This window comes from Burkholderia sp. 572 (assembly GCF_040545135.1).
GTDB lineage: Bacteria > Pseudomonadota > Gammaproteobacteria > Burkholderiales > Burkholderiaceae > Burkholderia > Burkholderia cepacia.
Window position 1 is genome coordinate 82244 of sequence record NZ_JBEPLH010000017.1, and the last position, 22492, is coordinate 104735.

Consider the following 22492-nt stretch of genomic DNA (forward strand, 5'->3'; position numbering starts at 1 on the left):
TCGTCGTCACTCCATTGCATAGTCGACCTGGTGGCGCGCGATGCGCAGGCCGGCCAGTGAGTCGCGTACGCGTGCGTGTTCAGGATGCGTCGCGTATCCGTCGAGCGCTTCTCGCGACTCGAATTCGGCGACGAGAATCAGGTCGCACGCGTAATCGGCCGCGCTGAAATCCGCGCCGACCTCGAGGTGCGTCATGCCCGGAATCCGGCCGCGCAGGCTTTCGAATGCACGCTTCACACTGGCGCGTGCCGCCGCGCGTTCGCCGTCGGTTTCGCCTGCGACGTTCCACATCACGACGTGCCGGATCATGCGCCGCGCCCGGCGGGATTGAGCACGAAGTCGTAATCGAGCGTGTAGAACGGCGTGTCCATGCGCGAACCGTCCGGCGCGATGCCGGGCGCGTGCCGCACCCAGTCGGCGACGAGCGTCGACCGTACGCCGAATACCGCGTCGGAGTCGAGATAACGATCGCCGTCGCGAAACACGTGCGTGATCAGCGTTTCGTAACCGCACGCCGCGATCATGAAATGCAGGTGAGCGGGGCGCCACGGATGACGGCCGAGCGCGTCGAGCATGGCGCCGACGGGGCCGTCGTGCGGAATCGGATACGGTTCGGCGAGGATCGAGCGGAACGCGTAACGGCCGTCGGCGCCGGTGCGTAGCCGGCCGCGCGCGCGATGCGTGACCGAACCGTCGTCGGCCGGAAGCTGGACGTCGTAGTGCCCGTCCTCGTCGGCTTGCCAGACTTCCAGCGACGCGTGCGCGACCGGCATGCCGTCGATGCCGCGCACGTGGCCGGATACGAAACAGGGCTCGCCGCATGCGCCGTTCGCGATGTCGTCGAACATCGCGAACTCGGGGCTGCCGTCGACATAGAACGGGCCGAACACGGTCGCCTCCGTGCAGCCGGCCGGTTTCGCATGGTTCTGCGCGGTGACGAGGGTCGACAGCCCGAGCACGTCGGAAAGCAGGATGAATTCCTGGCGCTTGTCGTCGGTGATGTGCCCGACCGCGGTCAGGAAGCCGATCGCGGCCTGCCATTCGGCCTCGGTGAGCCGGGTCTCCCGCGCAAACGAATGCAGGTGCTGGACGAGACTGGTCATGACCGTGCGCAGCCGCTCGTCGCGACAGCCGGAGAGCGATGCGATCACGGCCTGCGTGATGGTGTCTTCGTTGAGATTGCGCATGGGGTTGTCTCCTGATGTCGTTGGATGGCGCGTTGACGTAACATTAATTCCTCCCCGGATCGTAAAAAAGATGGTTTGGAGGAGTTTTGTTCTCCGCCAAGTGGAAGAATCCAACGCATGGACAAGTGGACGCAGATCGAATTTTTCGTGCAGGTCGCCGAGCTGGGGAGCCTGTCGAAGGCCGCCGAGCGGCTCGGCATGTCGAGCGCGGCGGCGAGCCGCTGCCTGAATGCGCTGGAGGAGCGGCTGGGGGCGCGGCTCGTCGAGCGGACCACGCGCCGCCTGTGGCTGACCGACGCGGGGCACGAATACCACCGGCGCTGTGTCGCGATCCTGACGGAGCTGTCGGAGGCCGATGCGGCGGTCAACGAAACGAGCGTCAATCCGGCCGGCACGCTGCGCGTGACCGCTTCCGTATCGTTCGCGTCGATCTATATCGCGCCGGCGTTGCCGGAGTTTCACCGGCGCTACCCGAACCTGAACGTGCAGATCATCGCGGCGAACCGCTACCCGGATTTCATCGAGGCGGGCATCGACGTGGCGATCCGTACGCGCGAGCATGAAGCGGATTCGGGCATCACCGTGCGCAAGCTCGCCGAGACACGGCGCGTGCTGGCCGCATCGCCCGGGTATCTGGCGAAGTGCGGCGCGCCGGCGACGCCCGATGCGCTGTGCGACCACCGGTTGCTGGTCTACAACCTCGCGAACGATCCGTACGTGCTGCATTTCCGCCGCGGCGCGAAGAAGCAGTCGGTCACGATCAGGAGCGTGCTCGATGCGAACGAAGGGCAGGTGATCCGCGCGGCGGCGCTTGCCGGGCTCGGCATCCTGATCCAGCCGCTCTACATCATCCACGACGATATCGTCGCGGGAAAGCTGGTGCCGGTGCTCACCGACTGGCAACTGCCGGCGCTCACCGTCAACATCGCGTACCAGAGCCGCCGTCACCAGCCGGCGAAGATCCGCGTCTTCACCGAGTTCCTGATCGAGCGTTTCGAACGCCTCGGGCTCGCGCGCAAATGGAAGGAAGTCGGCCGCTGATCGCGGGCCGTCGCCGTACCGCCGCGCATTTCTCCGTGTAACGAAGAACTGTTCTCCTGAAGGTCGTCTTTTTCGCCGCTGTCGTGCGCTTTACATTGCGTCTCCCCGGGCCTGCGATGCCCGGCACGCGATGACACGATAACAATCCGGTCTGGAGACGACATGAAATTCACCTTGCGACGGGTACCCTTGGCATTCCTGATCGCTGGCGCCATGCAGGTTCCGGCGTCGGCCACGGAGAACGGGCAGGTCAGCTATCCGTTCGGCGTCAACACGGTGCTGAACGGGCTGCTTCCGCTGCCCGGCAACACGCAGTACTTCAACTACGCGCTGTACTCGGTATCGAACCGGTTTGCCGGACCGGACGGCGGCAGCGCGGTGTCGGGATTCCATCTGAGCGTCGTCGCGGAAACGCCGCGCGTGGTCCATACCTGGGGCGCGACGTTCGGGCCGTTCTCGCTGTCGAGCAGCGCGATCGTACCGATCGTGCACCTGCATCTGTCGACGCCGGGCGGTACGGGAAACCGCACGTCGCTCGGTGACGTGATCCTCGAGCCGTTCATGATCAACTACGCGAACGCATCGAAGACCTTCTTCGCGTTCTTCTCGCCGTCGTTCGCGGTGCCGAGCGGCGCGTATGCGGCGAACCGGATCGCGAACACGGGGTTGAACACGTATGCGTTCCTGCCGTACGTCAGCACGACCTGGTTTCCGGGCCGCGACTGGGAGATCTCGACGACCACGCTGCTGGAGCTGAATTCGCCGAACCATGCGACGCGGTACCACTCGGGTGCGGTGGCCGTGCTCGATTACCTGGTCGGCTATTCGATCGACCGGCGCGTGCAGGTCGGCGTGCAGGGCACGTTCCTGAAGCAGTTCACCGACGATACGCAGGACGGCGTCAAGGTCGCGTCGGACGGTTTTCGCGGGCAGTCGGTCGCGATCGGCCCGCAGCTGCGTTACATGTGGGGGCCGGCGTCGGGCGTGGTCGTGAAATACCAGCACGAGTTCGCGGTGCGCAACCGGCCGCAGGGCGACAAGCTGTGGGTGCAGTTCAGTTTTCCGATCTAGGCGGCGCCGTTGCGCCGGCCGGTCGCGGCGCGCGTCACGGGCGCGGGGGCGGGTCGTAGCGGTCGTCTGCGTGTGCGAAGTCGTAATCCCGACGGAGGCGCGTGGCGCTCTGCCTGGCCGCGATCCGGCGGATGTCGGCACGACCGCCGGCCAGGATATCGGCCAGGGCGCCACGATCGAGTGCGAACAGCGTATCGGCCGATAGCCGTTTCCCCAGTGCGACCGGGACGTCATGCAACGCGACGGTTGTCGCATATTCGCGAGCGGCAGGTCGACGAGAGCCGGTGCGCTTTTGCGATTGCGTTTGCATCGCGGCGTCGAAAGCGGCATGCATCGGGCGGACTGGCTTCGCGGCGGCCGACGCGGTCGTGTCGGCGACACGTGAGCCGGCGTACCGGCCGATTTATCCAGTGATGCTGTAGAGGCGACCCGTCACGGGTTCAGCCATAGGCCGGGCGTGCTGGTCCACGAATCCTGACAAAACCCTGACGGGATAAATTGATATAACGTATCATCCGACGTTTGGATCGACGGCCGTCCGACGCTGTTGGGCAAGCCACGTGCGACGACACCACACGAAGACCGATACGAAGTGACGAAGACGAAACACATGCGGGCGCGCGACGCGCGGCTGCACGCCGGCTCGCGCCGGTACGACGGGGGATGGCGCTCGCGTGCCGCGTATGGTTGCGCAACCTGGGTGGGGTGCGCGATGGCGACGTCCGCCGCGCTTGCCTCAGAAGCGGCCGCACCCGACGACCGCCATGCGCTGCCGGCGATCAACGTCAGCGCGCGATCCGCACCGGCCGACCCGCTGACGCAACCGCTCGAGACGGGCTCGCGGCTCGGGCTGGCAAGTCTCGATACGCCGGCGAGCGTCGAGTCGGTCACGGCCGGCACGATCGAGGCGCGCGGCGATCGCACGGTGCTCGACGCGGTGACGCGCACTGCGGGGTTCGCGAGCGCGATGGCGCCCGGCACCGGCGGCACCGCATTGAGCGTGCGCGGCTTCAGCGGGCAGGAATCGGTGATGACGCTGCTCGACGGCGTGCGGCTGATGCCGGCGGCCGGCACGATCACCTTCCCGTTCGACACGTGGTCGGTCGAGCGTATCGAGGTGCTGCGCGGCCCGGCGTCGGTGCTGTATGGCGAGGGGGCGATCGGCGGCGTCGTCAACGTGGTGCCGAAGCGGCCGCAGCGCACGCGCGAGACGACGCTGCAGGCCGGTGTCGGCGCCGACGGCGCGAAGCGCTTTGCGTTCGATACGACAGGCGCGCTCGGCCCGCGGCTGTCTTACCGCTTCTACGCGAGCGATGCACGTGCGAACGGCCTCGCCGAGCGGGCCGATACGCATACGACGGCCGTCGGCGGCGCGTTGAAATTCGATGTGAGCCCGAAGCTCACGCTGACGCTCGACTTCGACTACGGTCGGCAGATGCCGGCGACCTACCATGGCGTGCCGGCACCGAACGGCGTGCTCGATCCGTCGCTGCGCAAGCTCAACTACAACGTCGGCGATGCGACGATTGCCTACTACGACCAGTGGACGCGCCTGTCGGCCCGCTACCGGCCGACGGCCGGCGTGACGATCGACAACCAGCTCTACTACCTGACGTCGAACCGCCACTGGCGCAATGCCGAATCGTATGCGCTCGACACCGCGACGGGTCTCGTCACGCGCGGCGACTATCTGGACATTGGCCATCACCAGCGGCAGATCGGCGATCGGCTGAGCGCACGCTTCGACGGTACGCTGTTCGGCCGCGCGAACCGCTTCGTCGTCGGCACGGAATTCAGCCAGGTCACGTTCAGTGGTACCAACAATTCGCCGTATGGTGGCGAATCGACGGTGCCCGCGCACGGTTTCGATCCCGGCGTGTTCACGAGCCCCGACCCGACGGTGCCGCAGTTCAGCACACGGGCACGGCAGGCGGCGGTTTTCGCCGAGAACCGGCTCGACGTGCTGCCGTGGCTCGCGTGGGTGAGCGGCCTGCGCTACGACCACATCGCGTTCAGCCGCGAGCAGGCGGCGAGCGGCGCCGGCTTCGACAAGCGCTTCGCGAACGTCGGCTGGCGCACGGGCTTCGTGTTCGAAGTCGCGCCGACGCTCAGCGCGTATGCGCAGTACACGACGGGCGCGGAAGGGCTCGGCTCGCTGTTGACGCTGTCCGCGTCGCAGGCGAACTACCGGCTCGCCACCGGCGAACAGTGGGAGGCCGGCGTCAAGCAGACGCTGCTCGACGGCCGCGCCTACTGGACCTTCGCGGTGTACGACATCACGAAGCGCAACCTGCTCAGCACCGATCCGTTCAATCCCGCGCTGCGCCAGCAGGTCGGCCGGCAATCGTCGCGCGGCATCGAGTTGACGGGCGGCGCGCGGCTGCCGCACGGCTGGACGGTCGACGCGAACGTCGCGCTGCTGCGCGCGCGTTATGACGAGTTCAGCCAGAAGGTCGGCAGCGCGACGGTGTCGCGCGCCGGCAATGCGCCGGCCAACGTGCCGCAGCAGACGGCGAACCTGTGGCTCGGCTGGGCGTTTGCCGAGCGCTGGCAGGCGAATGCGGGCATGCGTTACGTCGGCGCGACGTACGGCGACGACGCGAACCGCATACAGGTGCCGTCGTACACGGTGTTCGATGCGTCGCTGCGCTGGCAGCCGACGTCGCGCACCGAGCTCGCGCTGTACCTGCGCAATCTCGCGAACCGCACGTACGCGGTGACGACGTCGAACGCCGGCGAGCAATGGCTGCTCGGCCCGTCGCGCTCGGCGGAGCTCGTCGCGACGATGCGCTTCTAGTGCGGCGCGGCGAGCCTCCCGTGGCGCACATGCTCGACATCGAACGCGTGAGCTGGTCTCCCGGCGGCGCGATCGCCGTGCTCGATTCGGTGACGCTGAGCGTGGCCGACGGCGAGTTCGTCGGGCTGGTCGGCCCGAACGGCAGCGGCAAGACGAGCCTGCTGCGCTGCGTGTTCCGTTACGCGCGGCCCGATGCGGGCCGTGTCGCGCTCGACGCGCAGGACGTGTGGCGCATACGGCCGCGCGCGGTCGCGCAGCGCATCGCGGTGCTGCAGCAGGAGACGCCCGACGATTTCGGGCTGACGGTCGACGAACTGGTCGGCATGGGGCGCACGCCGCACAAGCGGCCGTTCGACGCGGAGACGGCGGACGATCGCCGGATCGTTGAATCCGCACTGCACGACGTCGGCCTCGTCGAGCGCCGCGCGCAACGCTTTGCGTCGCTGTCGGGCGGCGAGAAGCAACGCGCGCTACTGGCTCGTGCGCTCGCGCAGCAGCCCGAACTGCTGCTGCTCGACGAACCGACCAACCATCTCGACCTGCGTCATCAGCTCGAACTGCTCGCGCGCGTGCGGCGCCTCGGCATCGCGACGCTCGCCACGATTCACGATCTCAATCTCGCGGCCGCGTATTGCGACCGGCTCCACGTGCTCGCGCACGGCAGGGTCGTCGCATCGGGCGCGCCGGCCGACGTGCTGACCGAAGCGCTGCTGCGCGACGTGTTCGGCGTCGTCGCGCTCGTCGATCGCCATCCGGTCACGGGCCGGCCGCGTATCACGCCGCTTCATCCGGAATGACCGCCATGCCGTTTCCTGTCCTGCCCTCCGCGTTGCAGTCTGCGTCGTCGTCCGCATTCCGCCGGCTGGTTGCCGCGACCCTGCTCGGCTGCGCGGCCGCGCATGCGGGTGCCTATCCCGTCACCGTGCGCAGTTGCGATCGCGACGTGACGTTCGACCGCGCGCCGACGCGCGCGGTGAGCAACGACGTGAACCTGACCGAGATGATGCTCGTGCTCGGCCTGAAGGACCGGCTCGTCGGCTACACCGGCATCGGCGGCTGGAAGACGGGCACCGCGCGCGTGCGCGACGCGCTGCGCGGCGTGCCCGAACTCGCGAGCCAGTATCCGTCGCTCGAGGTGCTGGCGGCCGCGCGTGCCGACTTCTATCTCGCGGGCTGGAACTACGGGATGCATGTCGGCGGCGCGGTGACGCCGGCGACCCTCGCGCCGTTCGGCATCCGGACTTACGAGCTGACCGAATCGTGCTCGCACGTGATGAAGCAGACGGCCGCGTCGTTCGACGACGTGTTCCGCGACCTGAACAATCTCGGCCGGATCTTCGGTGTCGACGCGCGCGCCGCGCAGGTCGTGGCCGCGATGCGCGCGCGTCTCGCGGCGGTGTCGCGCGCGATCGGGCGTCCGGCGCCGCTGCGCGTGTTCGTCTACGACAGCGGCACCGACAAGCCGATGACGGCCGGCGCGCTCGCGATGCCGAACGCGCTGCTGACGGCGGCCGGGGCGCGCAACGTGATGGCCGACCTGCCGCGCAGCTGGACGCAGGTGAGCTGGGAAAGCGTGGTCGCGCGCGATCCGCAGGTGATCGTGATCGTCGACTATTCGGCCGTGACGGCCGCGCAGAAGCAGCAGTTCCTGCTGAGCCAGCCGTCGCTCGCGCGCGTGGCCGCCATTCGCGACCGGCGCTTCATCGTGATTCCCTACGATGCGGCGACGCCGGGCCCCGAGAACGTCGCGGCCGTCGAGACGCTGGCGCGCGCGCTGTATCCGGCCGCGTTCGCCGGGCCGGCGCGATGAGCGGGCACGTGCGTGCGTCGCGGCCCGGCATGCGCACGGTGCTTCCGGCGCTGGCGCTGCTGCTGGTCGTGTCGATCGTCGTATCGGCCGCGTTCGGTCCGGCGCCGATCGCGATGCCGGCGGCGGTGCGGATCGTCGCCGCGCACATCGTGCCGGCGTTCGGCGAGGCCGGCGCGTTCGCGGCGGGGGCGGGCGACGACAGCATCGTCTGGCTGATCCGGATGCCGCGCGCGTTGCTCGCCGCGATCGTCGGCGCGACGCTGGCAGCGGTGGGCGTCGCGTTGCAGGCGGCGACCGCGAACCGCCTGGCCGATCCGCACCTGCTCGGCGTGAGCGCGGGCGCGATGCTCGGCGCCGTCGCGGTCACCGTGCTGGCCGGCGCGGCACTCGGCCCGTTCACGCTGTCGGCTGCCGCCTTCGCGGGCGCGCTTGCGGCGACTGCCTGCGTCATCGCGCTCGCTTACCGGCGCGGCCGGCTCGAATCGGACCGGCTGCTGCTCGCGGGCGTATCGGTGTCGTTCATGATGGCCGCGTTCGGCAACCTGCTGCTGTATCTCGGCGATCAGCGCGCCGCGTCGTCGGTGCTGTTCTGGATGCTCGGCGGCGTCGGGCTCGCGCGCTGGGATCTGCTGCCGGTGCCGGCCGCATGCGCGGTGCTTGCCGGCGGCGCGCTGTACGCGCGCCGGCGCGAACTGAATGCGCTGATGTCGGGCGACGTGGCCGCGGCCGCGCTCGGGGTGCCGAGCGCGCGGATGCGGCGCGAGGTGTTCGTCGTCGCGTCGTTCGCGACCGGTGCGATGGTGGCGGTGAGCGGGGCGATCGGCTTCGTCGGGCTGGTGACGCCGCATCTGTGCCGTCGCGTCGTCGGTGCCGAGCACGGCAGGCTGCTGCCGGTTGCCGCGCTGACCGGCGCGATCCTGCTCGTGTGGGCCGATGTGGCCGCCCGCACGCTCGCGGCGCCGGAGGATCTGCCGATCGGGATCGTGACCTCGATGTTCGGCAGCCTGTTCTTCGTCGCGCTGTTGCGCCGCCGCTGAGCAACGCGTGTGCACCGGCGGCGGGCGCTCAGGCGAGGGCGCTTGCGGCGCGCGTCATTGCCGCGGGATGGCCATCCTTGTGCCGCGGCCGAATGCGTCGCCCCGCGCGAGGGTATCCGGCACGTCGAACAGGTTGTCCGGCAGCGTTCGCACGGGCAGCGTGATCACGAAGCGTGCGCCGCCGAGCGGTGAATCCTCGAGCCGCACGTCGCCGCCGTGCACCTGCGCGACGCGCCTCACGATCGCGAGCCCGAGCCCGAAGCCGCCGGTTTGCCGGTCGCGGCTGGAGTCGAGCCGCTGGAACGGTTCGAACACGCGGGCGCGTTCGGCGGCCGGAATGCCGGGGCCGTCGTCGTCGACGCTCAGCACGAGCGCGCCGGACGCGTCGCTGGCGGCGGCGAGCAGCACGGTGCGCGATGCATAGCGCGCGCCGTTGCGGATCAGGTTCAGCAACGCGCGGGCAACCAGCTTCGGGTCGCACACGTGGGTCGCGGGAGCACCGAGCGTCGATACGTCGAGCGAGATGCCGCGATCGGCGACATCGTTCGAGACGTTGCCGGCGACGCTGTCGATCAACGCGTCGACGACGACTTCCATCGGCGCGAGCTGGCTCGCGCCCTGTTCGAGCCGGCCGATCGTCAGCAGCTCGGTGACGAGCTCGTCGAGTTCGCGCACGTCGCGGCGCAGCGCGTCGCGGCGTTCGCGCATCCGGCCCGTTTCATCCGGCTCGGCGAGCAGCGCGAGCCCGAACTCGAGCCGCGCGAGCGGCGTCTTCAGTTCGTGCGAGATGCCGTGCATCATTTCGCGCTGCTGCTTGATCGATGCCTCGATGCGCTCGGCCATGTCGTTGAACTGTTGCGACAGTTCGTCGATGTTCGACTTGCCCGACAGCTTCACGCGCGTCGACAGCGTGCCGGCGCCGAATGCGCGTGCGGCGTCCTGCAGCTTGCGCAGGTCGCGCCAGTGATAGTGAACCCACAGCACCACCGCGAGCAGTGCGCTGAGCGCGAGCAGCATGTATGCATAGATCTTGATGTCGAGGCTGAATGCTTCGATCGGCCGCGCATGCAGTACCGAACCATCTGCAAGCGGCATGTAGTAATCCTTGTGGTCGTAGCTGATCGAGATTCGGCCGGCGTCGAGATCGCGCAGCGGCTCGCCGCTCAATTGCGCGCGGGCGGTGGCCATCGGCATGAAGTCGAACCTTTCGTTGCCGTGTTTCGCGAGCTCGCGCAGCGCGAACTTGCGCTGCTCGCCCGGGTGGCGTTCGAGGTAATCGTTGAGCACGAACGCGTAGGTCGTCAACGACTCCCGCTCCGCCTGCGCGGTGCGATCGTAGAAGATCCGGTCGAACGACAGCTGGACGAAGATGATCGACGCGGCGACGAACAGGATCACGACGAGGTACAGCCTGATCAACGGGCGCAGCATTTATTCGTCCCACGCGGAAGGGCTGAACAGGTAGCCGCGGCCCCAGATCGTCTTGATCTTGTGCGGCTCCGACGACGCATCCTCGAAGCGGCGGCGCAGCTTCGAGATGCCGGAATCGACCGAGCGGTCGAGTCCGTCGAACTCGATCCCGCGCAGCTGCTTCAGGATGTCGTCGCGGCTCAGCACGGTGCCGGCCGCGCGCGCGAGAATCAGCAGCAGGTTGAACTCGGCAGTCTTGAGGTCGACCGGCTCGCCGCGCCAGGTCACGGTGCGGTTCGGCGGCGAGATCGCCAGCTCGCCGAACACGAGCGCTTCGGGGGCGGCCACGGGCGTGTCGGCGGCGGCCGGCTGCGCACGGCGCAGCAGCGCGCGGGCGCGCGCGACCAGCACGCGCGGCTCGATCGGCTTCGTCACGTAGTCGTCGGCGCCCGTCTCGAGGCCCGCGACCTGGTCGTAGACGTCCAGGCGCGCGGTCAGGATCAGCACGGGGACGTTGGTGAACGCGCGGATGCGCCGGCAGACTTCCATCCCGTCGAGGTTCGGCAGCATCAGGTCGAGTATCACGAGGGCCGGCTGGTGCTCGCGCACCGCCGCGACGGCGAGGTCGCCGCGCCGGACGACCGTCACCGCGAATTCATAGCTGTCGAGGTATTCGCGAACGAGCTGCGCGAGGCGGTCGTCGTCCTCGATCAGCAGCACGCGGTATTTGAGCGGATCTTCGTTCATGGTCTCCTCAGGATGCGCGCGCCATCTCACGCCGTGGCAAGCCGGGGTGCGGCGCGGCCCGCAGATTCTATCCGGCGCACCGAACGCCGGGGGAGCGGTACGACAATCTCGAACAATCAAACACAATTGAGCACAGATTCTCCGAAGATTCAGGACAGTCTCGGCGCGGGGCGGCACCTAGACTGCGGGCTCCGTCACTTCTATCTCAATATTGTGCGCCCAATACTTCGCCGCTACCGCTATTGCATGCCGCTCGCCGGCCTGACCCTCGCCGCCGCCGCCCACGCGGAAAACCAGTATTCGCTGTCGCTTGGCGGCGGTTTCGCACCGCGCTACCCGGGCAGCAACCAGTACCGCGGCGTCGTTGCGCCGGGGCTTTCCGCGAAGTTCGGTAACGGCTTCTTCATCGACAGCACCGAGGGCGCCGGCTACCGGCTCGACCTGCCGCACGGTGTGTTCCTGTCGGCGGCCGTGAGCTACGACGCGGGCCGTGCGGACGAGAACCGCTTCGACATGCCGGGCTCCGACTACCTGAAGGGCATGGGCCGGATTCCGGGCTCGGTGCTGGTGGGCGTGCGCGCGGGCGTGACGCTCTTCAACGCGGCGGAGCTGAGCGTCACGATCGACACACCGGTGACGCATACGTCGCGAGGTGTGTCGGGGCACATGGATCTCGCGGTGCCCGTGTTCAAGACCTCGCAGCACGAGATCATCGTGACGGGAACCGTGCACGGGGGCTCGGGGCGCTACACGCAGACGTTCTACGGCGTGACCGATGCACAGTCGATGACGAGCCGGTTCCGGCCGTATTCGACGAGCGGCGGGATCGACAGCGCGTCGATGGCGATCGCGTGGAACTGGACGCTGTCGCAGCACTGGTCGGTGCTCGCGACGGGGGGCGTGACGCGCTTGCTTGGTCGCTACGGCGACAGTCCGATCGTCCAGTCGCGCAGCAACTATTACGGCATCGCGGGCGTGACCTACAAGTTCTGAGTGAGTTGCCGGCGCGCGCATGCCGTACGCGTCGGCGTCGGTGTTGCAGCCGTCGCGGCGAATCGCGTGCGGTAACATGCAGGCGGGTCCGGCGCCGTGCCGGACTTGCGACCCGGTTCGCCGCCACGGCCGGACCGTATCGCGTCACCGCCGACATGCGCCGGCCGGCCTTCGTCGAGGAACGGTCGGCGGCGCGCGCCACCGATCATTCATGCGACGCCGGGCCGTGCACGAAGGCCGCATACGGCACACCGGGGCGCGACAGGGAGAAACCGATGAAGAACACGATCGCGATACTCGTTGCACTCGTTGCGAGCGCAACCTTTGCAGGATGTGCGGACATGAACACGAAGCACCCCAACGCCACCGCCGGCGGCGCGGTGATGAACCCCGCGCCGTCGGGCGCCGCGAGCGCGTGCAAGGCGGACGCCGCGCCGGACGACGCGCTGGTCGGAAAAACCGAGGCCGATGCGGCCGCGCTGCTCGACGGCTGTCTGTGGCGCGTGCTCGAGCGCGACGGCAAATCGCTGCCGGGCACGATGGACTATCGCCAGGAGCGACGCGACCTCGGCATTCGCGACGGCAAGGTGATCTGGGTGCGGCGCGGGTGAGGGGGCTTGCCGGTGACGATAGGGGTGCGCGAGCGTGGGTCGTCGGCATGCGTGCCGTGCCCGGGATCGCCGCGTCTGCGAGGCTGTCGATGATGGCCCGGGCAGGGGCCCGCGCGCTGACACTGGCGGCGCTGGGTGTGCTGGCCGGATGCGGACGACATGATGGCACTGCATCCGGGCCGCGCACCGTATGCATCACCGGCTATAACGAGTACACGCGAAAGCTTCACGAGTTCTGGCTCGACAACGAGCACAAGTCGGGATGCTTCGGCAATCCTTCGGCACGCGAGGCGGGCGAGGCCTTCGGCGGCGGCGGCGGGTTTGCGTGCGGCTGCCGGGTCACGCCGGGGAAAACGGCGAAGCTCACATGGGTGTTCGCGCAACCGCTGGCCGAGATCCGGCGTGGCGCCCAGGCGGAACACAAGGCGATCGACGTGACGATTCCGCAGCCGGAATCGTCGACGTCGCGCTATCTGCGCGTGTATTTCAGGAAGAACGGCACGGCCGAACTGCAATGGGTGGACGACATGAACGCGCCCGAACTGCCGCCGACCGTGGAGAAATGATCGCCGTGCTACGCGGGCGATCCCGGATGCGTTACTTCGAGATGTACCACAGCGCATCCGTGCTGACGCGCGAAGGCTGAGCGGCCGCAGCCGGCACCTGGGCCGGCGCGGGCGGCGGCGTGTTCGACGTGATGGCCGTCGGCAGCGTGGCCGGAATGTTCGCGGTGGACGGCGACGCTGCCGTCGTTCCTGACGTCGAAGGCGTATTCACGTACCAGAGCGCATCGGCCGATGCCGTGCGTTTTGTCGTCGCTGCCGCCGCCGGGCCGGCTGCCGTATTCGTCGTGGCATTCGCCGACTTCTTCGAGGATACGGCCGTCGTCGCCGGGCTCGCCGTACCGGCCTGCGCAGTCATGCCTGCGCCACCGGCTCCACCACGCTGCGCACGCGCCTCGAACGGCCCGAGCTGGAAGATCAACGTTTGCGCGGGACGCGTCAGGACGGCATACGGGAACTGCAGCTCCCACGACATCAGCACGCGGCCCGACGACGTTTCCGTGAAGATCGCCGGCAGGTGCTTCATGTCGCTGAACTGCACGTAGACCCGCGCGCCGTCGTCGAACACCTGGGTCGGCTTGGCCTGGTCCGCCCCGGTGACCGTCCAGCCGAAGTTGTACGTGCCGGCCGGGCCGGCGGGGCCGCCCTGCGGGGGCGCCGGCGGCGGAGCCGACGAGATCGTGCGCGGGCGCGTGACCTGCTGCGGGGCGGACACGCTCAGGCTCGCGAACGGGTTGTACGCCTGGGCCTGTTGCGGCGGCGTAAAGGACGGTGGAAGGATGGGCATGGGAGTATCCGGCGAATCCGGCATGGTCCGGATTGCATCATAGACCTTGCGCGCATACGCGAGGCGCTTGTCGGGCGACGCGGAGTTGTACGCGCCGATCGCGTTCCAGTTGGCGCCGAGCTGGCGGATGTTCTGCGACAGGATCCACGCGCCGACATACGCGTTCGTGCACGCATCGAACAGGCTCTCCCGCGTGATGCCTTCGCGCGCGAGCGTCGGCAGCCAGGTGCTGTTGATCTGCATCAGCCCGATGTCGACCGTGCCGTTCGTGTTGGTATTGACGGCGTTCGGGTTCATGCCCGACTCGACCTGCGCGATGCCGCGCATCAGGCTGACGCTCACGTGCTGGAACGCGGCCGCGTCGTCGAGGCAATCGGCCCGCGCGACACCGTGCAGCGCGCACGACAGCGCAATCGTCGAGGCGATTTTCAGCGTTTCTCGGCTGATCGAACGGGTGGTCTGACGCGGCATGGCAGGATGGGGCGGAATCCGGGCGCCCGGTGCAAGGAAATTACGCGAGACGCGAAGTGTGCCATAGCGAGCAGGCAAATGGCTCGCGTCAAACTTTCCTTTGCATTTGCCCATGCGCCCGACACGCCTTTTTATCGTGTCCGATCGCGGCGTGCGGCGAAGCATTATCGGTAAATATGGCCGGATTTCACGGTGAATGCCGGGGCAATGGCGGCGCCGGAATACTGACGCATCGCGTCATTCGTTCCAGGAAATCGGTGCTGAATCAAACCGGATGAAAATCGGCAGGCAGCCGATATCCGGGGTGAAACGGGCGATGAAAAGGCGATCGGGAAACACGCCGGCGGCCGGTGCCGCCGTATCGGTCGATGCGGATTCGGCCGGCCGCATGGCGGACAGCCGGCCGTTTTGCGTCAGAAGCGGTGACGCAGGCCGAGGTTGACCATCGTCTGCGAGCTCGTGCCCGCGTAGCCGTACGAACCGATCGACGCCTGCGCGCCCATCGAGCCGCCGTTGCCGTCGCCGGTCCGGCCGCTTGCGTGCTGGTACGCGGCGGTCAGGTAGACGTCGGTGCGCTTCGACAGGTTGTAGTCCGCGCCGGCCGATACCTGGTGATAGGTGGCCGACGTGTCGCCGCCCGAGCGCGTATAGCTGTAGCCGACGCCGACCAGCAGCGCGTTCGTCGCCTGGTAGTTCACGAAGCCTTGCCCGGTGTTGTAGTGCTCGTTCGAGTTGAATACCGAGCTCGCATCGCGGCGATACTGCGCGTTGCTGTAGCCGAGGCCGAACGTGAACGGGCCGGCGACGTACTGGCCCGCGATGCGCGCGATGCCGATCGAGTGCGCGCTTGCATAGCCGTTGTTGATCGGGCCGTCGAAGGTGCCATCCGACGAGCTGGTCCAGCCGTTGCGCAGCCCGTTCGACGCAGGGCTGTTGGTCGCGTGGAAGTACCCGCCCGCGACGCTAAACGGCCCGTTGTTGTACGACACGGCGGCCGAATACGATTGCGCGGCGCCGGTGCTGCCGGCGATGCCGCCGAACGAATACATCGCGGAGAACTGCAGGCCCGCATAGACGGGCGACGTGTACTTCACCGCGTTGTCGACGCGGAAGCTGTTGTCGTAGTTGTCGACGTCGCCGGGCGTCGCGAACACGCTGCCGAGATAATTGTCGGCGGTGATGCCCTGCACGAGATCGACGAGCGGATCGTACTGGCGGCCGAACGTGAGGGTGCCGTAGCGGTCGCTCGTCAGGCCGACGAACGCCTGCCGGCCGAACATGCGGCCGCTCTGGCCCTGCCGGCCGTTGCTCGGGTCGAAGCCGTTCTCGAGCTGGAACAGCGCCTTCAGCCCACCGCCGAGATCCTCGGTGCCTTTCACGCCGAAGCGGCTGCCGGCCAGGTTGCCCGCGCTGCTGTTGCCGAGCATCCACGCGTTGTCCTTGCCCTGCGCATGGTTCACGTAGGTGATCGACGTGTCGATCACGCCATACAGCGTGACGCTCGACTGCGCGTGCGCGACGGGTATCGCCGCGAATGACGCGATGGAAATCAGCGAGAGGGTCGTGCGTTTCATTTCATCTCCTTGCGCATTGGCTTGTATTCGTGATCCGGAATGGCAGGAGACTACCGAGTGCGATTAAAACGGAAAAACGAAATTCTCTTTTGTGGCTTGAGACAGACAGGGATGTGCTCCAGTCTCGACGATCGAGGGATTTGAATTATTGAAAATTGCGTATCAATTGATTGTCATTTCGCAATTTGGTCATTCCGGCTTGCATATCTCGCGATAATCTCGATCGATTTGACGGGGCGTCGAGGCGGCCCGGATATTGTTATCGATCCGTCAAATAACTATTTAATGAATCGATTTGGCCGCGGTGTAATGAATGTGTTAACGACGCGTCGGGCGACGGTATCGCGGCGGCGTCTCCCTTCCTGTCGCGTTGTCGTTGCGCGCGTGGCACGCCGGTCGTCGATCCGGTTTTGTATATAATAATCATTCTCATTTACAAGATCGTTGATGCCTGCGCACCCCGGAACCCGGCCATGTCTGCTGACCAGCTGTCCCTCCATCGAGAAATCGACGCCCTCTATACCGGCCACCACGCGTGGCTGCGCGGCTGGTTGAGCCGGAAGCTCGGTTGCGCGCACCGCGCGGCCGATCTGGCGCACGACACCTTCATGCGCCTGCTCGCACGCGACGAGCCGATCGGCGCCGACGAGCCGCGCGCGTTCCTCACCACGGTCGCGCAGCGCGTGCTGAGCAACCACTGGCGGCGCGAGCAGATCGAGCGCGCGTATCTCGATGCGCTCGCGCAGCGCCCCGAAGCGCATGCGCCGTCGCCGGAGGAGCGGGCCGTCGTGTTCGAGACGCTGCTCGAAATCGACCGGCTGCTCGACGGCCTGCCGCTCGCGGCGAAGCGTGCGTTCCTGCTCGCGCAACTCGACGGGCTCACGCAGGCCGAGATCGCGCGCGAACTCGGCGTGTCGCTCGCGACGGTGAAGCGTTATCTCGTGAAGGCCGGCACGCAGTGTTTCTTCGCGATGGCGGCCTGACCGATGGCCGCCCCGGGAGCGCCGGCGGTGCCGCCGCAGGTTGCGCGTCGCGCGGTCGAATGGTGGGTCGACCGGCAGGCCGGCCGCACCGGCGAAGCGTTCGACGCCGCGCTCGCGCGCTGGCGCGCGGAGGATCCGGCGCACGACGCGGCATGGCGCCATATCGAAACGATGCAGCACAGGTTGGGCGGGCTCACGGCCGGGCTCGACCCGCAGGCCGCGCACGCGGCGCTGCTGTCGCCGCGTGCGGGCCGCCGCCGCGCGGCCGTGAAGGCGCTGGCCGTCCTGCTGTTCGCGGGCGGCGCCGCATGGATGGCCGAGCCCGCGCGGCGCGCGGCGATCTGGCCGGCGGACCTGCGAACGGCGGTCGGCGAGCGGCGCACGGTGACGCTCGCGGATCGCACGGTCGTCGTCCTCGATACCGACACGGCGCTCGACGTGCGCTTCGACGCCGCCGCGCGCGGCCTGCGCCTGCTGCGCGGCACGATCATGGTGACGAGCAGCCACGACGATCGCGTGCCCGCGCGGCCGCTCGTCGTCGCGACCGCGCAAGGCGAGTTGCGGCCGCTCGGTACACGCTTCGCGGTGCGGCAGCGCGACGGCGCGACGCGGGTCGAAGTGTTCGCCGGTGCCGTGCGCGTGCAGCCGGACGATGCGGCGGCAGGCGCGCGCGTGATCGCGGCCGGGGAGGGCGCGGATTTCACGCGCGATGCGATCGGGGTGCAGGCACCGCTCGATGCGTATGCGTCCGCGTGGACGGGCGGCATGCTGGTCGCGTCGCGCATGCGGCTGGCCGACCTCGTCGCCGAGCTCGACCGCTATCGCCGCGGCAGCCTGCGCTGCGATGCGGCCGTGGCCGACCTGCGCGTGTCGGGCACCTATCCGCTCGACGATCCCGCGCGTGTGCTCGACACGCTGAAGGCGACGTTGCCGATCGATGTGCACTACCTGACGCGCTACTGGGCGACGGTCGTGCCGGCCCGTTCCTGAGCGTGTCGAAAAAAATTTCCGCCGACCTGAGCTGTTTCTCGATGTTCGCGTGACATGGGTAATGAAAGCAGCACTGGCCCATCGTCCACCGACTTCCCGATCATGGTTTCCATCTGTCTCACGTATCGGCGCCGTCCGGCGCCCGCCCGACATCTGCCGCGCGCCGCGCGCCCGGCCGCACCTGCCGCGCCCGGGCACCTCGCGCGCCGGCTCGCCGGTGCCGTCCTGGTGTCCGCGCTGCTGCCGCTGCCCGCGCTGGCCGACACCGGCACTGATGCTGCGCCGGCCGCGCAGCGCGCGGCACGCCGTGCGTTCGACATTCCGGCCGGGCCGCTCGAAGCGGCGCTGAACCGGTTCGGCCGCGACGCGGGCATCCTGCTCGCGTTTCCGGCCGAGCTGACGGCCGGCCTGACGAGCGGCGGCGTGCAGGGCCGCTTCGACGTCGACGGTGCGCTCGACCGCCTGCTGGCGGGCACGGGGCTCGTCGCGTTGCGGCAGCCCGGCGGCGGCTACACGCTGAAGCGCGCGGACGGCACGGTCGCACGACCCGTGGCGGCCGGCGTGGCCGCGGGCGCCGAGTTGCCGGCGATCACGGTGCGCGACAGCGCGCTGCGCGCCGAAAGCTATCGCGCGCCGAAGGAGGCGGGCGTGTTGCGTTCCGACATCCCGCTGCTCGACACCGCGCAGGCCGTCAACATCGTGCCGGCACAGGTGCTGCGCGACCAGCGTCCGCGCAATCTGGACGACGCGCTCGGCAACGTCAGCGGCATCACGCAGGGCAACACGCTCGCGGGCACGCAGGACACGATCATGAAGCGCGGCTTCGGCGGCAATCGCGACGGCTCGGTCATGCAGAACGGGATGCCGCTCGTGCAGGGGCGCGCGTTCAACGCGGCGGTCGACAGCGTCGAGGTGCTGAAGGGGCCGACGTCGCTGCTGTACGGGCTGATGGATCCGGGCGGCGTGGTCAACGTCGTCACGAAACAGCCGCAGCTCGTGCGCTACAACGCGATCTCGCTCGGCGCGTCGACGTTCGGGCACGGCAAGAACGGCGGCAGCGCGACCTTCGATTCGACGGGGCCGGTTGGCGATTCGCGGCTCGCGTACCGGCTGATCGTCGATCAATCGAACGAGCAGTACTGGCGCAACTTCGGCGAATACCGGCAGACCTTCGTCGCCCCGTCGCTCGCGTGGTACGGCCGCGATACGCAGGTCGTGGTGTCCTACCAGTACCGGACCTTCCATTCGCCGTTCGATCGCGGCACGGCGCTCGACCCGCGTACCAACGCGCCGCTCGACATTCCCGCGCGGCGGCGCCTCGACGAGCCGTTCAACAACATGGACGGCGAATCGCACCTCGCGCAGCTGAGCGTCGATCACCAGTTCAACGCGGACTGGAGCGCGCATCTCGGCTACAGCTACAACCGCGAGACCTACGACGCGAACCAGTTGCGCACGACGGGCGTCGATCCGGTGAAGGGCACGCTGTCGCGCAGCAACGATGCGACGCACGGCTCGCTCAGCACCGACAGCTACGGGATCGGCTACGTGAACGGCAAGCTGGTGCTCGGCGGGATGCGGCACGACGTGCAGGTCGGCTTCGATACCGAATACCGTCGCATCTACCGCAAGGACATGCTGCGGCAGGCCGTGAAGACGCCGTTCAGCTATGTCGATCCCGTCTACGGGCTGCTGCCGCCGTCGAGCACGGTGTCCGCGAGCGACAGCGACCAGACCGACACGCTGCACGATGCGTCCGCGTTCGTGCAGGACACGATCCACTTGACCGACAAGTGGATGGTGTCGGGCGGGCTGCGCTACATCACGTACAACCAGGTCGCGGGGCGCGGCCGGCCGTTCACCGCGAACACCGATCTCAGCGGCTCGAAGTGGCTGCCGCGCGCGGGCGTCGTCTACAAGTGGACCGATACGTTCTCGCTGTACGGCAGCTATTCGCAGTCGCTGAAGCCGTCTTCGTCGATCGCGCCGATGACGGGCTACATCATCGACGGCGCGACGCCGCCCGAGGAAGCGACCGCGTGGGAAGTGGGCGGCAAGCTCGACCTGCCGGGCGGGATGACGGGCACGCTGGCACTCTTCAACATCGACAAGAAGAACGTGCTCGTGTCGCAATACAACGACGCGACCAAGCTGACCGACTGGCGCACGTCGGGCAAGGCGCGCTCGCGCGGGATCGAGCTCGACGTGTCGGGCCGGATCGGCGAGCGCGTGAACGTGATCGCGAGCTACGCGTACATCGACGCGAAGACGACCGAGGATCCGCTTTACGCGGGCAACCAGCTGTGGAACGTCGCGCGCCATACGGCGTCGCTCGCGGCCGTCTACGATGTCGGCACGCTGGCCGGCGGCGACGACCTGCGCGTCGGCGCGGACGTGCGCTACGTCGGCGCGCGGCCCGGCGATTCGGCGAACAGCTTCACGCTGCCGTCGTACGTGCTCGCCGACGCGTTCGCGACCTACGACACGCGGATCGGCAAGCAGAAGCTGTCGTTCCAGCTCAACGTGAAGAACCTCTTCAACCGCACCTATTACCCGTCGAGCGCGAACCGTTATTTCGTCGCGATCGGCGATGCGCGACAGGTGTCGCTGCTCACCACGCTGCAGTTCTGACCACGCAATCGCCGCGCGGCCGTCACGGCGGCGCGCGGCTTCGGAGAAGATCCAGATGAACCGGAACATGAAGGCCGGCGCCGTGCGCGCCATTGCCACCGGTGCCGCCGGTGCGCGGCGCCGCGCGTTGCGCGCGATCGCGGCCTCGGTGCTCGCGATCGGCGCGGGCCTAGGCTTCGGAGCAGGGGTGGCTGCGCCCGCGCGGGCGGCCGATGCACCGCAGGCCGTCACGCGCGTCGCGATGCTCGTGCAGCTGCGCGGCCCGAACCTGAAGGTCGACGAACGCATCGGCCAGCATCTCGGCGAACGCGGCTACGCGGTGCGCCTGATCGACGAGTCCTCGACGCCCGACGCGGCGCGCGACGCCGACCTCGTCGTGATCTCGTCGACGGTGTCGTCGAAGAACGTGCGGCCCGGCTGGCGCACGCTCGACAAGCCGCTCGTCACGTGGGAAAACGACCTGCTCGACGATCTCGCGATGACGGGCAAGCGTCACGACGTCGACTTCGGCGAAACGGGCAAGGAACGCTACCTGTGGCTCGTCAATGCGCCGCACCCGATCTCGGCCGGGCTGCCGGCCGGCGCGACCAGCGTGTACGGCAAGCAGGCGCCGATGAGCTGGGGCAAGCCGGGGCTCGGCGCGATCACGATCGCGACCGTGTACGGCCAACCCGACAAGGCCGCGATCTTCGCGTACGAGAAGGGCGCGACGATGGACTACGAAGCGCTCGCGCCGGCGCGCCGCGTGATGTTCTTCCTCGACAACGACACGTTCGCGAACCTGTCGCCGGCCGGTGTCGCGCTGTTCGATGCGGCGGTCGACTGGGCGGCCGGGCGGCGCTGACCGACGACGTCGGCGCTATGCCGCCTGCGGCGGCGCGCGCCGTCGTGACGCCGCTTCGATCAGTTGCGCGAGCTGCTGCGCCGGCTCCGACATCGTCCGCCGCGCGCGGTGCACGAGCCCGATGTCGCGGTGGAACGTATGGTGTCCGAGGTCGATCGCGCGCACGCCGGCCGGCCAGCGGCGATAGACGGCGGTCTGCGGGACGATCGCGACGCCGACGCCGTTCCCGACCAGCTTGACGATCGCGTCGAGTTCGTCGAGCTCACACGTGTCGCGCACCGCGAGGTGCATCTTTTTCAGGAAACGATCGACCTGGCGCCCGCCGAACGATGCGCGGTCGTAGCGCACGAACGGTTCGCGCGCGAGCAGTTCGGCCCAGTCCTTGCCTTTCACGCCACGCGGCACGATCAGCCGGAACGGTTCCTGCGCGAGCGTCGTCCAGTGCAGGTCGCTCTGCAGCGAAAACGGCGGCCGGATGATCGCGGCCATGTCGATCTCGCCCGCGTCGACCCGGTTGACCAGCTCGATCGACAGCCCCGGTATCACGCGCGTGCGGCACGCGGGATGGCGGCGATGGAAATCGGCGAGCGCGGCCGGCAGCAGCGCGCTCTGCACCGACGCGATCGCGCCGATCGTCACGCGCACGGCGGCCGGCGAGCCGGGGGCCGTCGAGCTCAGGTTCTCGTACAGGCCGAGCAGCGCCTGCGCCTGGTCGAGCACGTGATGGCCCATTTCGTTGAGCCGCGCCGACCGGCCCTGCCGGTCGAACAGCGCGAAGCCGAGCTCGGCTTCGAGACGCTGCATCTGCGCGCTGACGGCCGCCTGCGTGAGCCCGATACGGTGGCCTGCCGCGGCGAACGTGCCTTCCCGGGCGACGGCGACGAGGGTTCTCAGTTCGCGGATCATTCATCAATTCCGTTTGTGAATGACGAAACTATATATTGA

At 68.3% G+C, this 22492-nt stretch carries 23 protein-coding genes; 13 read left to right on the plus strand and 10 right to left on the minus strand.

Annotation, left to right across the window (positions count from 1 at the left end):
* Nucleotides 1–6 precede the first annotated feature (6 nt).
* Together ABIC51_RS28725 and ABIC51_RS28730 are read right to left on the minus strand one after the other, a co-directional pair.
* Entirely contained in the window at nt 7–309 is a 303-nt protein-coding gene (locus ABIC51_RS28725; RefSeq protein ID WP_027787834.1) for a Dabb family protein, read from the minus strand.
* On the minus strand, nt 306–1187 hold the full coding sequence (locus ABIC51_RS28730) for an intradiol ring-cleavage dioxygenase (RefSeq protein ID WP_175862808.1): 882 nt from the start codon (nt 1185–1187) through the stop codon (nt 306–308). Before ABIC51_RS28730 ends, ABIC51_RS28725 begins: the two co-directional genes overlap by 4 nt.
* Nucleotides 1188–1304: 117 nt before the next feature.
* Here ABIC51_RS28730 and ABIC51_RS28735 point away from each other — a divergent pair, with 117 nt between their 5' ends.
* Nucleotides 1305–2228: a LysR family transcriptional regulator gene (locus ABIC51_RS28735; RefSeq protein WP_175897744.1), complete on the plus strand. Its 924-nt coding sequence runs from the start codon at nt 1305–1307 to the stop codon at nt 2226–2228.
* Between the two features lie 162 nt (nt 2229–2390).
* Complete coding sequence (locus ABIC51_RS28740) at nt 2391–3299, plus strand: SphA family protein (protein WP_175897743.1); 909 nt, start codon at nt 2391–2393, stop codon at nt 3297–3299.
* 34 nt (nt 3300–3333) lie between these two features.
* On the opposite strand, the gene ABIC51_RS28745 is transcribed toward ABIC51_RS28740, so the two are convergent.
* Complete coding sequence (locus ABIC51_RS28745; RefSeq protein ID WP_175897742.1) at nt 3334–3633, minus strand: hypothetical protein; 300 nt, start codon at nt 3631–3633, stop codon at nt 3334–3336.
* A 378-nt stretch (nt 3634–4011) separates the two neighbouring features.
* Here ABIC51_RS28745 and ABIC51_RS28750 point away from each other — a divergent pair, with 378 nt between their 5' ends.
* From ABIC51_RS28750 to ABIC51_RS28765, 4 genes are read left to right on the plus strand one after another with little or no spacing between them, the layout of a single operon-like run.
* A complete protein-coding gene (locus ABIC51_RS28750; protein ID WP_175897936.1) occupies nt 4012–6096 on the plus strand; it encodes a TonB-dependent receptor in 2085 nt (694 codons plus the stop codon).
* 20 nt (nt 6097–6116) lie between these two features.
* Complete coding sequence (locus ABIC51_RS28755; protein ID WP_457766337.1) at nt 6117–6893, plus strand: ABC transporter ATP-binding protein; 777 nt, start codon at nt 6117–6119, stop codon at nt 6891–6893.
* Nucleotides 6890–7906, plus strand: a complete 1017-nt coding sequence (locus tag ABIC51_RS28760; RefSeq protein ID WP_175897740.1) for an ABC transporter substrate-binding protein — start codon at nt 6890–6892, stop codon at nt 7904–7906. The genes ABIC51_RS28755 and ABIC51_RS28760 overlap by 4 nt, the downstream gene beginning before the upstream one ends.
* A complete protein-coding gene (locus ABIC51_RS28765; RefSeq protein ID WP_175897739.1) occupies nt 7903–8943 on the plus strand; it encodes a FecCD family ABC transporter permease in 1041 nt (346 codons plus the stop codon). The genes ABIC51_RS28760 and ABIC51_RS28765 overlap by 4 nt, the downstream gene beginning before the upstream one ends.
* 54 nt (nt 8944–8997) lie before the next feature.
* On the opposite strand, the gene ABIC51_RS28770 is transcribed toward ABIC51_RS28765, so the two are convergent.
* Together ABIC51_RS28770 and ABIC51_RS28775 are read right to left on the minus strand one after the other, a co-directional pair.
* Nucleotides 8998–10374, minus strand: coding sequence for an ATP-binding protein (locus ABIC51_RS28770; protein WP_175897738.1), 1377 nt, complete (start codon nt 10372–10374; stop codon nt 8998–9000).
* The gene (locus ABIC51_RS28775; protein ID WP_027787824.1) at nt 10375–11100 is read right to left on the minus strand and encodes a response regulator; all 726 of its coding nucleotides are present in this window, start codon (nt 11098–11100) and stop codon (nt 10375–10377) included.
* A 246-nt stretch (nt 11101–11346) separates the two neighbouring features.
* On the opposite strand from ABIC51_RS28775, the gene ABIC51_RS28780 reads away from it, so the two are divergent.
* Nucleotides 11347–12093 carry a MipA/OmpV family protein gene (locus ABIC51_RS28780; RefSeq protein ID WP_226128672.1) on the plus strand — a complete coding sequence of 249 codons (747 nt, stop codon included), beginning with the start codon at nt 11347–11349 and terminating at the stop codon, nt 12091–12093.
* Between the two features lie 205 nt (nt 12094–12298).
* On the opposite strand, the gene ABIC51_RS28785 is transcribed toward ABIC51_RS28780, so the two are convergent.
* Entirely contained in the window at nt 12299–12436 is a 138-nt protein-coding gene (locus ABIC51_RS28785) for a hypothetical protein (RefSeq protein ID WP_162269106.1), read from the minus strand.
* Here ABIC51_RS28785 and ABIC51_RS28790 point away from each other — a divergent pair.
* On the plus strand, nt 12435–12704 hold the full coding sequence (locus ABIC51_RS28790; RefSeq protein WP_081078874.1) for a hypothetical protein: 270 nt from the start codon (nt 12435–12437) through the stop codon (nt 12702–12704). The two genes, ABIC51_RS28785 and ABIC51_RS28790, sit on opposite strands and share 2 nt — an antisense overlap.
* Nucleotides 12705–12751: 47 nt before the next feature.
* Nucleotides 12752–13270: a hypothetical protein gene (locus ABIC51_RS28795; RefSeq protein WP_226128674.1), complete on the plus strand. Its 519-nt coding sequence runs from the start codon at nt 12752–12754 to the stop codon at nt 13268–13270.
* A 31-nt stretch (nt 13271–13301) separates the two neighbouring features.
* On the opposite strand, the gene ABIC51_RS28800 is transcribed toward ABIC51_RS28795, so the two are convergent.
* The 3 genes from ABIC51_RS28800 to ABIC51_RS28810 all read right to left on the minus strand — a co-directional run bounded on the left by ABIC51_RS28800 (nt 13302) and on the right by ABIC51_RS28810 (nt 16099).
* A complete protein-coding gene (locus tag ABIC51_RS28800) occupies nt 13302–14525 on the minus strand; it encodes a lytic transglycosylase domain-containing protein (RefSeq protein ID WP_124535648.1) in 1224 nt (407 codons plus the stop codon).
* A gap of 237 nt (nt 14526–14762) precedes the next feature.
* Nucleotides 14763–14915 (minus strand): hypothetical protein, encoded by a 153-nt coding sequence (locus tag ABIC51_RS28805; protein WP_175897737.1) that lies wholly within the window; start codon nt 14913–14915, stop codon nt 14763–14765.
* Nucleotides 14916–14938: 23 nt separating this feature from the next.
* Entirely contained in the window at nt 14939–16099 is a 1161-nt protein-coding gene (locus ABIC51_RS28810) for a porin (protein WP_175897736.1), read from the minus strand.
* Between the two features lie 473 nt (nt 16100–16572).
* Here ABIC51_RS28810 and ABIC51_RS28815 point away from each other — a divergent pair, with 473 nt between their 5' ends.
* From ABIC51_RS28815 to ABIC51_RS28830, 4 genes are read left to right on the plus strand one after another with little or no spacing between them, the layout of a single operon-like run.
* Nucleotides 16573–17082, plus strand: a complete 510-nt coding sequence (locus tag ABIC51_RS28815) for a sigma-70 family RNA polymerase sigma factor (protein ID WP_060193784.1) — start codon at nt 16573–16575, stop codon at nt 17080–17082.
* 3 nt (nt 17083–17085) lie between these two features.
* Nucleotides 17086–18072: a FecR domain-containing protein gene (locus ABIC51_RS28820; RefSeq protein ID WP_175854082.1), complete on the plus strand. Its 987-nt coding sequence runs from the start codon at nt 17086–17088 to the stop codon at nt 18070–18072.
* Nucleotides 18073–18126: 54 nt separating this feature from the next.
* Nucleotides 18127–20703: a TonB-dependent siderophore receptor gene (locus tag ABIC51_RS28825; protein WP_175854080.1), complete on the plus strand. Its 2577-nt coding sequence runs from the start codon at nt 18127–18129 to the stop codon at nt 20701–20703.
* 55 nt (nt 20704–20758) lie between these two features.
* Entirely contained in the window at nt 20759–21547 is a 789-nt protein-coding gene (locus tag ABIC51_RS28830) for a hypothetical protein (RefSeq protein WP_175854078.1), read from the plus strand.
* A 15-nt stretch (nt 21548–21562) separates the two neighbouring features.
* On the opposite strand, the gene ABIC51_RS28835 is transcribed toward ABIC51_RS28830, so the two are convergent.
* Nucleotides 21563–22453 carry a LysR family transcriptional regulator gene (locus ABIC51_RS28835; protein ID WP_059695676.1) on the minus strand — a complete coding sequence of 297 codons (891 nt, stop codon included), beginning with the start codon at nt 22451–22453 and terminating at the stop codon, nt 21563–21565.
* Nucleotides 22454–22492 lie beyond the last annotated feature (39 nt).

What these genes read in the sequence shown, in the direction of transcription:
- ABIC51_RS28785 (WP_162269106.1), bottom strand. Translation starts at nt 12,436, where the DNA reads ATGTCCGCACATCCTGCAAAGGTTGCGCTCGCAACGAGTGCAACGAGT.
- ABIC51_RS28820 (WP_175854082.1), top strand. Translation starts at nt 17,086, where the DNA reads ATGGCCGCCCCGGGAGCGCCGGCGGTGCCGCCGCAGGTTGCGCGTCGC.
- ABIC51_RS28765 (WP_175897739.1), top strand. Translation starts at nt 7,903, where the DNA reads ATGAGCGGGCACGTGCGTGCGTCGCGGCCCGGCATGCGCACGGTGCTT.
- ABIC51_RS28805 (WP_175897737.1), bottom strand. Translation starts at nt 14,915, where the DNA reads ATGCGGCCGGCCGAATCCGCATCGACCGATACGGCGGCACCGGCCGCC.
- ABIC51_RS28825 (WP_175854080.1), top strand. Translation starts at nt 18,127, where the DNA reads ATGGGTAATGAAAGCAGCACTGGCCCATCGTCCACCGACTTCCCGATC.
- ABIC51_RS28815 (WP_060193784.1), top strand. Translation starts at nt 16,573, where the DNA reads ATGTCTGCTGACCAGCTGTCCCTCCATCGAGAAATCGACGCCCTCTAT.
- ABIC51_RS28745 (WP_175897742.1), bottom strand. Translation starts at nt 3,633, where the DNA reads ATGCATGCCGCTTTCGACGCCGCGATGCAAACGCAATCGCAAAAGCGC.
- ABIC51_RS28830 (WP_175854078.1), top strand. Translation starts at nt 20,759, where the DNA reads ATGAACCGGAACATGAAGGCCGGCGCCGTGCGCGCCATTGCCACCGGT.
- ABIC51_RS28780 (WP_226128672.1), top strand. Translation starts at nt 11,347, where the DNA reads ATGCCGCTCGCCGGCCTGACCCTCGCCGCCGCCGCCCACGCGGAAAAC.
- ABIC51_RS28810 (WP_175897736.1), bottom strand. Translation starts at nt 16,099, where the DNA reads ATGAAACGCACGACCCTCTCGCTGATTTCCATCGCGTCATTCGCGGCG.
- ABIC51_RS28775 (WP_027787824.1), bottom strand. Translation starts at nt 11,100, where the DNA reads ATGAACGAAGATCCGCTCAAATACCGCGTGCTGCTGATCGAGGACGAC.
- ABIC51_RS28790 (WP_081078874.1), top strand. Translation starts at nt 12,435, where the DNA reads ATGAACACGAAGCACCCCAACGCCACCGCCGGCGGCGCGGTGATGAAC.
- ABIC51_RS28725 (WP_027787834.1), bottom strand. Translation starts at nt 309, where the DNA reads ATGATCCGGCACGTCGTGATGTGGAACGTCGCAGGCGAAACCGACGGC.
- ABIC51_RS28800 (WP_124535648.1), bottom strand. Translation starts at nt 14,525, where the DNA reads ATGCCGCGTCAGACCACCCGTTCGATCAGCCGAGAAACGCTGAAAATC.
- ABIC51_RS28760 (WP_175897740.1), top strand. Translation starts at nt 6,890, where the DNA reads ATGACCGCCATGCCGTTTCCTGTCCTGCCCTCCGCGTTGCAGTCTGCG.
- ABIC51_RS28735 (WP_175897744.1), top strand. Translation starts at nt 1,305, where the DNA reads ATGGACAAGTGGACGCAGATCGAATTTTTCGTGCAGGTCGCCGAGCTG.
- ABIC51_RS28730 (WP_175862808.1), bottom strand. Translation starts at nt 1,187, where the DNA reads ATGCGCAATCTCAACGAAGACACCATCACGCAGGCCGTGATCGCATCG.
- ABIC51_RS28835 (WP_059695676.1), bottom strand. Translation starts at nt 22,453, where the DNA reads ATGATCCGCGAACTGAGAACCCTCGTCGCCGTCGCCCGGGAAGGCACG.
- ABIC51_RS28750 (WP_175897936.1), top strand. Translation starts at nt 4,012, where the DNA reads ATGGCGACGTCCGCCGCGCTTGCCTCAGAAGCGGCCGCACCCGACGAC.
- ABIC51_RS28770 (WP_175897738.1), bottom strand. Translation starts at nt 10,374, where the DNA reads ATGCTGCGCCCGTTGATCAGGCTGTACCTCGTCGTGATCCTGTTCGTC.
- ABIC51_RS28795 (WP_226128674.1), top strand. Translation starts at nt 12,752, where the DNA reads ATGCGTGCCGTGCCCGGGATCGCCGCGTCTGCGAGGCTGTCGATGATG.
- ABIC51_RS28740 (WP_175897743.1), top strand. Translation starts at nt 2,391, where the DNA reads ATGAAATTCACCTTGCGACGGGTACCCTTGGCATTCCTGATCGCTGGC.